The 12,000-nt window shown below is 70.1% G+C and carries 10 protein-coding genes; 5 read left to right on the top strand and 5 right to left on the bottom strand.

Annotation, left to right across the window (positions count from 1 at the left end; all coding sequences use genetic code 11):
• Nucleotides 1–4: 4 nt before the first annotated feature.
• Nucleotides 5–877 (bottom strand): sulfurtransferase, encoded by an 873-nt coding sequence (locus C1746_RS01945; RefSeq protein ID WP_116715530.1) that lies wholly within the window; start codon nucleotides 875–877, stop codon nucleotides 5–7.
• 114 nt (nucleotides 878–991) lie between these two features.
• Between C1746_RS01945 and C1746_RS01940 the strand changes: the two genes are divergently transcribed.
• On the top strand, nucleotides 992–1,411 hold the full coding sequence (locus C1746_RS01940) for a SufE family protein (RefSeq protein WP_116715529.1): 420 nt from the start codon (nucleotides 992–994) through the stop codon (nucleotides 1,409–1,411).
• A 3-nt stretch (nucleotides 1,412–1,414) separates the two neighbouring features.
• Here C1746_RS01940 and C1746_RS01935 read toward each other — a convergent pair whose 3' ends face one another.
• Genes C1746_RS01935 through C1746_RS22385 form a run of 4 tightly spaced genes read right to left on the bottom strand, consistent with a single transcriptional unit; the run spans nucleotide 1,415 to nucleotide 6,418 of the window.
• Nucleotides 1,415–2,716, bottom strand: coding sequence for a lanthionine synthetase LanC family protein (locus C1746_RS01935; protein WP_162867272.1), 1,302 nt, complete (start codon nucleotides 2,714–2,716; stop codon nucleotides 1,415–1,417).
• 53 nt (nucleotides 2,717–2,769) lie between these two features.
• Nucleotides 2,770–3,741 carry a T3SS effector HopA1 family protein gene (locus C1746_RS01930; RefSeq protein WP_116713017.1) on the bottom strand — a complete coding sequence of 324 codons (972 nt, stop codon included), beginning with the start codon at nucleotides 3,739–3,741 and terminating at the stop codon, nucleotides 2,770–2,772.
• On the bottom strand, nucleotides 3,738–4,940 hold the full coding sequence (locus tag C1746_RS01925; RefSeq protein ID WP_116713016.1) for a phosphotransferase family protein: 1,203 nt from the start codon (nucleotides 4,938–4,940) through the stop codon (nucleotides 3,738–3,740). Before C1746_RS01925 ends, C1746_RS01930 begins: the two co-directional genes overlap by 4 nt.
• Complete coding sequence (locus tag C1746_RS22385; protein ID WP_116713015.1) at nucleotides 4,937–6,418, bottom strand: chymotrypsin family serine protease; 1,482 nt, start codon at nucleotides 6,416–6,418, stop codon at nucleotides 4,937–4,939. Before C1746_RS22385 ends, C1746_RS01925 begins: the two co-directional genes overlap by 4 nt.
• 219 nt (nucleotides 6,419–6,637) lie before the next feature.
• Between C1746_RS22385 and C1746_RS01915 the strand changes: the two genes are divergently transcribed.
• The 4 genes from C1746_RS01915 to C1746_RS01900 are packed head-to-tail and all read left to right on the top strand — an operon-like array spanning nucleotide 6,638 to nucleotide 11,980.
• Nucleotides 6,638–8,215: a S8 family serine peptidase gene (locus C1746_RS01915; protein ID WP_116713014.1), complete on the top strand. Its 1,578-nt coding sequence runs from the start codon at nucleotides 6,638–6,640 to the stop codon at nucleotides 8,213–8,215.
• On the top strand, nucleotides 8,212–8,820 hold the full coding sequence (locus tag C1746_RS01910) for an RNA polymerase sigma factor (RefSeq protein ID WP_116713013.1): 609 nt from the start codon (nucleotides 8,212–8,214) through the stop codon (nucleotides 8,818–8,820). Before C1746_RS01915 ends, C1746_RS01910 begins: the two co-directional genes overlap by 4 nt.
• Nucleotides 8,813–9,295 carry a carboxypeptidase regulatory-like domain-containing protein gene (locus tag C1746_RS01905; RefSeq protein ID WP_116713012.1) on the top strand — a complete coding sequence of 161 codons (483 nt, stop codon included), beginning with the start codon at nucleotides 8,813–8,815 and terminating at the stop codon, nucleotides 9,293–9,295. The genes C1746_RS01910 and C1746_RS01905 overlap by 8 nt, the downstream gene beginning before the upstream one ends.
• 15 nt (nucleotides 9,296–9,310) lie before the next feature.
• Entirely contained in the window at nucleotides 9,311–11,980 is a 2,670-nt protein-coding gene (locus C1746_RS01900; protein WP_116713011.1) for a CHAT domain-containing protein, read from the top strand.
• Nucleotides 11,981–12,000: the final 20 nt, after the last annotated feature.

The following is a 12,000-nucleotide window of genomic DNA, read 5'->3' as shown; positions in this document are numbered from 1 at the left end:
AGCCCTACTTCTCGATCGGGGCGCCGACCAGGTTGCCCCACTCGGTCCACGAGCCGTCGTAGTTGCGGACCTCATCGAAGCCCAGCAGGTGCGTGAGGACGAACCAGGTGTGGCTGGAGCGCTCACCGATCCGGCAGTACGCGATGACGTCGTCGTCCGGCGAGAGGCCCTGCTCGTCCTCGTAGATGGCCCGCAGTTGGTCGGCCGGGAGGAAGGTGCCGTCATCCGCCGCCGCCCGGGACCATGGCACGCTGTTCGCGCCCGGGATGTGCCCACCCCGCATCGCACCCTCCTGCGGATAGTCCGGCATGTGCAGCTTCTCGCCGCTGTACTCCTCCGGCGAGCGCACGTCCACCAGGCGGCCGGTGCCGAGGTGGGCCTCGACGTCACCGCGCATGGCCCGGATGGGTGCGTCGTCGCGGGCGACGACGGGATACTCAGCGGGGGTGACCTCGGTCTTGTCTCGGGTCATCGGGCGCCCCTCGGCCTCCCACTTCGACCGGCCGCCGTTCATCAGCCGGACATCCGGGTGACCGAACAACGAGAAGACCCACAGGGCGTACGCGGCCCACCAATTGGACTTGTCGCCGTAGAAGACGACGGTGGTGTCACGGCTGATCCCCTTGCGCTGCATGAGCTCGGCGAAGGCTTCGCCATCGACGTAGTCACGCGTGACGGTGTCGTTCAGGTCGGTGTGCCAGTCGACCTTCACCGAGCCGGGGATGTGGCCGGAGTCGTACAGCAGCACGTCTTCGTCGCTCTCGACGATCACGACGTCGGGGTTGTCGAGGTTGTCGGCCACCCAGTCGGTGGAGACCAGCATCTCGGGGTTGGCGTAGTCAGCGTGTGCGCTCGCAGGGTCGGCGGGGACGGACATCATGGCTCCTTGAAACACGGGTTGGGTGGGGACACTGTAGGCAGCCATGCCCGCTCGCCGGACAGTACGAACGCGGCTTTGAGACCGATGAACTCAACCAGCGCCGAGGAGACCATGCCCTTACCGACCAAGCTCCAACAGATCGTCGATGACTTCGCCGCTGCGCCTGACGAGTTGCGCACCGAGTTGCTGCTCGAGATGTCCGATGACCTGCCACCCCTGCCGGAGGGGATGGACTCCAGTGAGATGGAGCAGGTGGTGGAGTGTCAATCCCCGTTCTTCCTGGCGACCGAGGTGGGTGAGGACGAGACGGTCAGGATGTGGTTCGACGCGCCACCGCAGGCCCCGACCACGCGCGGGTTCGCGGGAATCCTGGCGCAGGGGCTGGATGGTGCCAGCAGGGAGGAGGTTCTGGGTGTGGAGGATGACTTCCACGACAAGCTGAACCTGGCCTCCCTGATCTCACCCCTGCGGATGAACGGGATGTCGGCGATCCTCGCCCGGCTCAAGCGACAGGTTCGTGAGGCGGGCTGAGGGTCACCCCAGGATCGCAGGGGAGGGGATGTGCCGGTCGGGCCAGGCCAGGCGCGCGAGGATGACCGCCGTCCCGGCCAGCCCGTTGAACAGGCCGAGGCAGCCGTGTGCCTCCCCCGAAGGGCTGTCGCGGAGCCCACTGGCCCAGAGGGCGGGGTCCTCGGGACTCGCGTCGAGAACGGCGTCGGCGGCGCGGCGTGCCAGCTCGAGATGTCGGGTGACGCCACTCCACTCGTAGGCCATCACCAGCAGGTCGAGCGCCCCGCCCAGTCCATGGCACAGGGTCAGTCCGCCGGGCCAGACCGTCGCGGACGGAGCGTGCGGCGAGCGGTCGTCGTCAGCCAACTGCGCGTGGGCCTGGATGACCTGGCCGACCCATCGGCCGCAGGCCTGGATCGCCACCTCGGCGTCGGCTTGGACGGTCGCCAGTGGGATGCCCAGGTCAACCCCCTCGGCTGCCAGCGCCAGCAGGCGAAGTCGCGTCGCCCCGATGCCAGCAGCACCGTGGCACCACAGGGCCGGATAGGTCATCCCCGTCTGCACCACATCCGGCCGCAGGTCCGGCCAGCCCCCCGCTTGGACGTCGAACCAGGTCGACTCCCACCGGAGCGCTCCACCGATCAGCTCCGCTGCGCCGGGCAGGTCGCGATGGACGGCGGCCAACTCGGCCACGGCGAGTGCGACGCCGCTGGCCCCGTGCGAGAGACCGCACAGCGGCACCGCAACGCCGTCGGGGGAGGGATCGGCCCAGGCGAGCCCGATGGCGGTGTCGCCGATCGCGTCGCGGTCGAGCGCCTGGTCGCGAAGCGAGAGGAGGAACTCCCCGGCCTGATCACGGCTGCAGCCGACCCGACTGGCGGCCAGCCCAACCCCTGCGACACCGCTGGTCAGGTCGGCGCTGCGGCGTGGAGCACGCGCTGGCCCAGGTGCCGGCTGGGTCGGGCGATCGTGGTCCCGCGGGTCAAGCAGTGAGAGCCCCGCCACACCATCCAGCAGCCCCGCAGGCAGACTCTTGGTGGGCCGGTTCACCACACCTCGCCTCGAGCGCTGGGCCAGGTCCGCCACGTCCTGGCGTCCGGTCGCATCAGCCAGCGCATGCAGCGCCCACACGATGCCGGCGTCGCCGTCGTACACCGTCGCGTTACCACCCGTCAGACCGGTCGGCTCGCCGTCCGGCCCCATCACCCAACTCGGCCACGTCACGTCATCGCCGGTCTGGACCGCGGTCCGAACGAGCACGTCGACGGCCCGATCCACCGCTGCGGCCAGCCGCGGCCCCGTGTCCGTCCGGCCGGCGGCTGACATCCCGGGTGCGACGTTCGCGCCGGAAGGCCGAGGTGTTGCCGTGCTCCCGTTCATCACGTCGCTCTCACGGTCAGCTGGTCGACAGCCGGCTGATCCGATGCTCGCGTGCGGCGGTGGGGCTGGGCGGGATCGAGGCCGAGTTGCTCGAGCCGACGTGCCAACGAGTGGGTCGTGAGTCCTGGTCCGGCCGCCCCCTCACGCGCGGCCGGACCAGGTGAGCTGTGGCGGAGATCATGGACGGCGCGCGCTACCAACTGGCAGCGCGACTCACCGAAGCTGTGGCCGTCGCCCGGGTCCTCGGCCCAGCCGATCCCCGGCACGACGACTCGGGTGAACGGGGGGCTCGTGGGTCGGACCAGTCGGGCGAGCTGATCAGCCAGATCATGGATCAGTGGCAAGGCGGCCACGTCGGGGACGTAGACGACCATGGCGTCGGGGCGGGATGTGGCCCCCTCGTGGACGCCGACCTTGAGCGTCCAGGCCAGCCGGTCGGTGGTGGTGCGGGATTGCAGGATGGCCGTGGTCCGCGACACGATGGTGGTCAGGGCCGGGGGCCGGGGTGCCAGGTAGACCCGGCTGACCGCCCCATCGAGTGCGGTGCGGCGCGGCCCCTGCCAGGTCTGCCACCAGCCGTCCGCGACCACACACCCGTTTCGGCGCCGCACCCGGACGGCATCACCAACCCGTGGCAGCAGGCCCGCACGGGGCGAGCCGAACACGCTGGCGTAATCGCCTCGCGGAATGGCTCGCACGTGCCCCTCGGTCGTGCGAACGACGATCGCGCCGGCAAGTCCGATGCGGAGGACGTCGGCATCTTCCCACTGGTCGGCGCCGGCATGGGCGGCCGTCAGGAGACCGGGCCGAATCGCAGACTCGGTTGAGAGACCACTGCCTGCCGCGTACCACCGGCTGTAGAGCATCTCCGTCAGGCTCTGGACGTCACTGGTCTGCCAGGCGTCCCGGGTGAGCAGGTCGACGGCGCGGCTGATGTGCACCAGATCCCCGGGTGTCCACGCGCCGATCATGCTGCGACCTCCACGGGGCGGGTCACTGATCGACGACCCGGGCTGGCAGCGACCACGTCGTCGATCAGAGCCAGCACGGTGGGGTCGAGCGAGGTCGCGGCAGCATCGCAACCGCACGTCGGCGTGCCCGGGGGCCAGGTGGGCGCGGCTTCGGGCGCCGGGCGCGTCGGTGTATCGGCGGCCACTGGCCTGGTGGAGGCCGGCCCTGCGGAGGGCCATGTCGGGGCGGAGTGCACCGATCCGGGCCCACCGACCGTCGGGTGACGGTCGGCCATCGCAGCCGTCTGCCATGCTCGGGTGAGCAGTCGCGCGCGCCGCCAGTCCGGATCGGGGCGGAGCGCACCGTAGCCGTCGGCGAACGCCGCCATCAGCGAGCACTTCGTCGGACGGGAGAACGAGGACGTCGACGTGTCGGGACGCCACGTATGTGCCATGACGGTCAAGCTGTCCAGTGCGCTCGCGACATCCCAGGCGGGATCTCCGGCGCCGGCATCCTCGAAGTCGATGAAGCGGACGCTGTAGCGGCCATCGTCACCGCGATCAACCAGCACGTTGGCTGGGCTCAGGTCACCGTGGGTCCAGGTCGTGCGGGCGTCACGCCAGCGGTCGGCAAGCCGGTCCAACACCTCAGCCACCCTCGGGGCACCGAGGACTGCGGCGACAGCAGCGCCGTTGGTGTGGTGAAGCCCACCCACCATGGACGGTCGGGTCACCCGGCCGTCCAGGACCCAGGGTCGCGGGGCCGCCGGCGTGTTGCTGTCCACCGGGGTCTGGTGCAGCGCGCGGAGGGCGCGGCCGAAGGCGTGGGCGATGCCGAGAGCGCCAGCGCCCGGAACCTGATGCAGCAAGGTTCCGGGCACCGCCTCGGTCCACAGCGCCCGCCCCGCCGTGAGCGCGATCAGACGGGGCGCCATGATTGGGCGGTCGGGCGCTGTGCTGCTTGGCGCCCGACCCAAGTCGTCATCGTTCAACAGCGCCCCCAGGACACGAGCCTCGTGGCTGACCGGGTCATCCCCGTCCAGCCACGAGGCCGCCCCCCGCTGTTTGACGAAAGCCACCGACTGGTTCCCTCGTGCCAGCCGGTGGACGATGTTGCTCCGGGTCGCCGGTTCGAGCGTCACGGCACCCGAGGCCACCTCGGCGGCCTCGACGACGCCCTCCCTGACCGCGTCGGCCAGCAGATCCGGAGCGGAGATCACGCGTCCTCCTCCTCGTCGTAGATGTCGGAGACGTCCTCCAGGGCGGCCATGTAGCCCGCCCAGTACCCGTCGCCTCCGGGTGGTGGTCCGCCGGCGTAGTCGCCGTCGCCGAAGCCTCCCGGACCGAATCCGCCGGGACCCTGACCGGGACCAAAGTCACCGGGATCCAGGTCACCCGGGTCCAGGTCCCCGGGCTGGCAGACGCCACGGGTCACGGGTCCGCACCCGATGGGGTCACGGGTCACCGGACCGCCGCACCCGAACGGGTCGCGAGTGACCGGCCAGCAGCCCCGCGGATCGCGGGTGACCGGCCAGCAGTTCACCGGGTCACGGGTGACCGGGGGTCCGTAGCAGATCGTCGGTACCTTCGTGAACGGGAAGCACTCACGGATCGAGCGCGTGAGCGGCGGACACAGCGGCCGCAGTCGGGTGGGCCAGCAGATGGTCGGGCGCGTCCGCAGCACGGGCGGCGGCGTCACCAGATCGACTGCCAACTCGTCCAGCACGGACTGCAGCGGGTTGGCGAACGTGTTCGTCCCATCGGTGCTTCCGGCGAAGAGCAGCCCGACGATCTTGCGATCGTTGGTCATGATGACCGAGCCGGAGTCACCGCCGTTGGAGAACCGGGCGGATCGCGCGGTGTCGGTCTCGATGCGGATCTGCCGACGAAGGGTCCGGGGGCCGATGCCGTCGCCGTAGTCGACCGTCACGGTGAAGTCCACCGACCGGACGGTGCCGAAGGTGTGCTCCGTGGTCCGTCCGCGCTTCTGCACGGGCATGCCGACCGCCGCGGGCATGCCGCCGGCCACGTCACCGATCTCAGCGATCTTGGCCTGCCAGGTCTGGCCGGCGTCCAGCTTGATGACGGCACCGTCGACCTCCTCGGAGAGGACGGCGCGCTCGATCTGACCCCACTCGTCTCCGGGCGTCGCGCCACCGTCGGGGCGGGAGGGCTGGGTCATGCGGTCCCCGACGCTCCAGCCGGAGTCGACGCACGCGACGTGGAAGTTGGTCAGCCCCATCATCGCGCCGGTGGCGCGATCCTTGACCAGGGCACCCAGCGTGCCACTGAAGGTGTAGTTGCCGGGTGCGGGTACGTCTGGCGGGCTCAGGAAGACGGAGCGAGCCGGACCCATCGAGATGCCGCCGATCAGCGGGGTGTAGGACCCGGTGTCGACCAGGGCATCTGCCTCATCGAGCAGCTCCCGGCTGGGCTGCAGCTCGATCTGCATCTCCTGCACGTCGGTGACGACCCCGTCGACCTCGGCGGGAACGGTCTGGGCCTTGGTCAGGCTGGACTTGGCCTTCTTCTTCTCGACGTAGACGACGATGCTCAACTCACCGGTTGGCTCGCCGTCTGAGATCTTCTCTGCGATGTCGACGCCGACGACGCCCTCGCGCGCCAGCAGTTCGTCTTCGATGCGCTCTTTGACCGGCCGGATGGCCTGCCGGGCCTGCGCTTGTGGATCGTTGGTCATGATGGTGTGTTCCCCTCATCTGTGGGTCCCGCACAGCGGAGTCGAGGGAATGCGGGGTGACGTGGAGGAAGAGGGGACGCGATGCCGTCTGATACACCCCCCGACCGAATTGTCAGGATTCTGTCCCCCTCCGTATCAGCGGTCCCGATCGCGACTCCTTCCCCTATGAGGCAGGAGGCCATACGCTTCCGCCGGCGCCCCGTCCAGTAGGAGACCCTCATGCCAGCCGACCAGCCAGGACGACTCCGTCCGCGCCCACAGATCGCCCGCGTCGAGCGCAAGGGTGACGGGCCCGATTGGCGGGTGTTGGACCCGGACACCGCGGTCCGGCGACCCGACCAAGCGGCACCGGGTCCGACGGTCTACGACCCGGAGGCGCTCTTGGTCCGGGGTCTGCCGGACGACGTCCGGGAGCGCCTTGGAGAGTTGAACGAGATCCTCAAGCGGATCGGTGTCCTGGCCATCATCACCCGGCGGGACGCCGAAGCTGGACTGGCCGTCCGCGAGGCCGGTCTGCCTGACGAGGTCCTCGCGTCCGCCGAGCGGTTGTGGACCACCCGAGTCACGCTGCGACCGACGGGTGAGGGGCCCCAGCCCCCGGTCGACGCCTGGACGGCGCTGCAGGAGATCCGCGCGGCCCGGCCAAACGCCGACGTCTCGATCGGTCTGGACCACCTCATGCTCGCCTGCGAGATCGGTGGCGTGCCGTTCTGGGGTGGCCATCCATTCTGGGGTGGCCATCCGTTCTGGGGTGGTCACCCGTTCTGGGGCGGCCACGCCGGGCCCGCCACGAGCTACGGCCAACCCGGGTTCGGCGGACGTTCACCGGTCCACCTACAGGCCCCCAACCCGGCCAGCTCCGCGGCGTCCCCCTCGGGACGCCAACCGGTTGTCGTGGTGCCGGACACCGGGCTCGGAACCCATCCCTGGTTCCCTGGGACACAGGTGACCCGAGTCCCCGCGTGGGCCGGCATCCCGATCGGCGGAGACGAGACCGATCAGGGGACCGGAGTCGTCGACGCCCTCGACCGCGTCCTGGGGCCTCAGGCCGGACACGGCACATTCATCGCGGGTCTCATTCGACAGGGGTGCCCGTCAGCAAACATCATCCCCGTCGGCGTGATGGACCTCGATGGCGCGGTCAGCGAGAGCACGCTGCTCAACGCGCTCGAGGCCCTGCTGCTGCGGCACCAGACCGGATTGGTGACCGGGGACACGGATCTGGTGATCGATGTCCTGTCACTGTCGCTCGGCTACTACCACGAGACTTCGGCAGATGACGCCGTCACCACCGACGTCGCCAACCTGATGGCCGCCTACGCCGACGCCGGCGTCCTCGTCGTCGCCGCCGCCGGCAACGACTCCACGACCGAGCCCCTGCTCCCTGCCGGCCTCGCCGCCCCGCCCGCAGACGGCACGGCCGGCCTGGTCAGTGTGGCTGCGCTCAACCCGGGCGGTGAGTCCGTTGCGTCGTTCTCCAATGACGGCGAGTGGGTGACCGCGTACCGGCCCGGTGCCGCCGTCGTGAGCACCTTCCCAACCAACTTCGATGCCGCGCAGCAGGAGATCTACCTCACCCTGGGCCCCACAGGTGCTCGTGGCTCGATCGACATGGACGACTACGCCGGTGGGTTCGCCGTGTGGAGCGGCACGTCCTTCGCCGGTCCTATCCTGGCTGCGGAGTTGGCTGCCGACCTGGTGCGCCAGGGCGGGCTGGACGACATCGGCATCGACGCGATGCGCAAGCGCGCCGTCACCGCTGTGACCTCGGTGCTCGATGAGGCGGATCCAAGATGACGGAGACCGACACCAACGCCGCATCGCCCTCGACCTCGGGACTCATCGACCGTGCCGCGACCGCCTTCGATGCCTATCGGTCTGGCGACCGCGGCCGCATGGGTGAGTTGGTGGACCTCCTCGCACCGATCCTGTGGCACACCGCGCGGTCGCAGGGCCTGAGTCAGGAGTTGGCCGAGGACGTCATCCAGACGGCGTGGCTCCGCCTGGTGGACCATGCGGATCGCATCGAGGACAGCCGCCGCGTGTTGGCCTGGTTGATGACCACCGTCAAGCGGGAGGCGTGGAGCGCTGCTCGCAAGCGCGGTAAGCAGACGATCGACCTCGACCATGCGCCTGAACCCGAGAGCGACACACCGACGCCCGAAGCGGTCAGCCTGTTGAGCGAACAGCAGGAGATCCTCTGGCGGCACATCTCAGCACTGTCCGAGCGATGTGCGCACCTCCTGCGCGTGATCGCCTTCGCGGAACGGCCGGACTATGCGGGCATTGCCGAAGCCCTCGACATGCCGATCGGCAGCATCGGGCCGACGCGTGGCCGCTGTCTGCAACAGCTTCGACGAGCACTGACCGACGACACCCACTGGGGCGGACACCATGCGTGATGCACTAGACGAGATCGACGACCAGATCCTTGGTGAGGTCAGGTCCCTGTACCAGCGGGTGGACCCCGTTCCGCCAGAGTTGGGTGACCGCTTGAAGTTCGCGCTGACCGTCCAGGCCCTGCACGCCGAGGTCGCCGAGCTGACGGAGGTCCCCCTCGCGGCTGCGCGTGCGTCCCAGCCCGATCTCCAGGGGGCCGAGCTGGCGCAGACCATCACCTTCACCAGTGGGTCGCTGAGCGTCATGATCTCGCTGGCCGACAGCACATCCGATGAGGTGTCGGTCGACGGCTGGGTGACGCGCGGCGGAGCACGCATCGAACTCCAGGTCGCCAACACCGTCTACGAGACCGTCGCCGATGAGCATGGCCGGTTCGTCTTCGAGGCTGTCCCGCACGGCCCCGCGCACGTTGTGATCTGGCCGAATCCCGAGCGATCTGACGATCGACCGGTCATCACCCCTACGATCGAGCTGTAACTCCCATGGGCTCCGGTGCGTCGGCCACACGCGGGCCCCGACGGCGACGAGGCCATCACGGACACGGTTCTGGAGCAGGTACGTCGGCTGCACACCGACGGGACGAGGTCCCGGAGCCTCGGCCAGCCGGACCGAGCCCGCGAGGCCTTGGATGCGGCGCTGGCGCTGCTCGACGGTGCTCCGCGGAGTGCTGCTGGGCTCGAGCTGACCTGCCGGATCCTCATGACCCTGGGTCTGGTCGACTTCGAGCAGGATGGACTCGAGGTGTCGCTGGCCACGATGGATCGAGCGATCACTGCCGCCACGCAGAGCGGAGTGCCCGAGCTATCCGCGCTCTGCCACTCCCAGTCCGCCAGCCTCTACGGCCGCGCGGGTCTGTTCAACGAGGCGCGTCAGGAACTGGCCGCCGCCAGTCCACACCTCGGTGCGCTGCAGCCGCGCGACCGCTGTGAGCTGCTGCTGACCAGAGGATCGCTGGCGACCTTCCTGGCGGAGTACGACGAAGCAGCGCGGGACTTCGAGCTCGCCGAGCGGATCGCCGAGTCGAACGACCTGCCAGCACCTCGGTTCATGGCCCGCCACAACCGCGGCTACGTGGCCTTCGTCACGGGCGACGTTCCTACGGCGCTGACCCTCATGCGGAGCGCGGACGCGATGGATGTGGATGTCTCGCGCAGTGTCCCCCGCCTGGACCACGGCCGCGCCCTCCTCGCGGCAGGACTGCTCGACGAGGCCCGCGCGGTCCTGGCTGCGGGACTGGCCGTCAGCCTGGAGGACGGGCAGCACCAGGTCAGCGCCGAACTCGAGATGGAGGCCGCACGGGCGAATCTGCTGCTGGGTCGGCTTGGTGACGCGGCCGAGTTGGCTCGCTCCGCCCAATCACGGCTCGCGGACCGCGGAACGACCGTCTGGGCGGGCCGCTGCGAACTGCTGCTGTGGCAGATCCTCGCGGAAGGGGTGGAGCCGGCTGCCACGGCGCATCGGATCGCGTTGGCACGGTCAGCCGAGCAGTTGGCGGGCTCCGAGGCCGCGGAACTCGACCCGGGTCTGTTCCGTGATGCCCACCTCCTGGCCGCTCGGCTCCTGATCGGCACGGGGACTGATGGCGGCACCACGGAGGTCACCACAACGACCCGAGACGCACTCGAAGAACGGGCCGCCCGCCATTTGGCGGAGGCCACGGCCCGTCCGACCGCCGCTGGGATCTCACCGCTCGGCGCCCGTCTGGATCGGGCCTACGTGACCGCGTCGGTAGCCCACGCGGGCGGCGACCTGGACCGAGCACTCCAGGCCCTCCGAGCCGCAGCAGACGACCTGGCCGGCGATCAGATCCTGGGCGGCAGCCTGGACCTGCGGACCGCCGTGTCGTTGCACGCGACGCGCCTGGCTGACCTCGACCTCACGTTGGCCCGCCAGGCCAGTCCGGCCGCTGTCTTCGACGCCGCCGAGCGTTGGCGCGCCGCCTCCCTCCGGGTCCCGGGTGTGCGGCCGGCGAACGACCCGGAGCTGGCTGAGGCGCTGGCCCGACTCCGTGGGCTCGAGGCCGCCGTCCGCGACGGCCGGGCAGGGACCGACGACCTGGCAGACGCCCGGCACGAGGTGCAGCAGATCGCGCGAGGGATCACCCTCGCAACACCGGGCGATCAGCACCAGCCGGTGGGACTCGATCAGACCCACGAGGCACTCCGCGCAGGCGGCGCCGGACTGATCCAACTGATCGACCATCGCGGGGAGGTCCTCGCACTGACGCTCAGTGCAGACGGGGTCGGGCTGACGAGCGCGGGCACCGCAGAACAGATCAGCCGCCTGGCCAGGCGAGTTCGGGCTGACCTGGCCATGGTGGCCGGCCGTGAGTTGGGGGTCATGACCGCAGCGGTGCAGGGCTCCCTGCGGGCCGGCCTCGACGAACTCGACCGACGGCTGATCCGCCCGCTCAAGATGGGTACCGAACGGCTGGTCCTGGTGACCTCGGCCAGCACCCGCGCGCTCCCCTGGGCCATGCTCCCCAGCCTGCAGGGCGCCCCGATCACCGTCGCGCAGTCTGCGACCCAGTGGACCCGTGGCGCCCGCACGAGCCCGACAGGAGCGGGGGGTCGAACGACCCCCCGGGTCGTCAGCGTGGCGGGCCCCGGCCTGGCCCACGCCGCTGGTGAAGCAGAGGCGGTGGCGGCCGCCTGGGGCAACGCCGAGCGCACACTGACCGGCGACCGCGCGACCACCGACGCCGTCACCCGCGCGCTGAACGATGCCGACCTGGTGCACTTGGCCGCGCACGGCACCCACGAACGGCAGAACCCGATGTTCGCCCGGCTTCGGCTGCACGACGGGTCCGTCTACGTCCACGACCTGGAAGCCCGGGGTGTCACCGCCAGCCATGTGGTCCTCTCAGCCTGCGACGTCGGCGCCTCGACGACCCGGCCAGGGGAGGAGGTGCTCGGCCTGACCGCGGGACTTCTTGCGCTGGGGACAACGACCGTGGTCGCCGCGGTGTGCCGCATCCCCGACGATGTGGCTGCCGAGGCCATGACCACCTATCACCACCACCTCGCCGCCGGGGCGCCAGCTGATGTGTCCCTCGCGACCGCCACGTCGACCGGACCGGAACTGGCGGGCGCCTTTGCCGTCTACGGCTCGGTCTGGCAGCAGGGTGACCGGCCACAGCCACCAGCCCACAGTCGTCCGTGAATCTGTTCTACGCTGCAACG

This window comes from Euzebya tangerina, assembly GCF_003074135.1.
In the GTDB taxonomy this organism is placed as follows: Bacteria; Actinomycetota; Nitriliruptoria; order Euzebyales; family Euzebyaceae; genus Euzebya; species Euzebya tangerina.
Note: the sequence above shows the minus strand (reverse complement) of the source record. Positions and strands in the feature narration are given on the sequence as shown.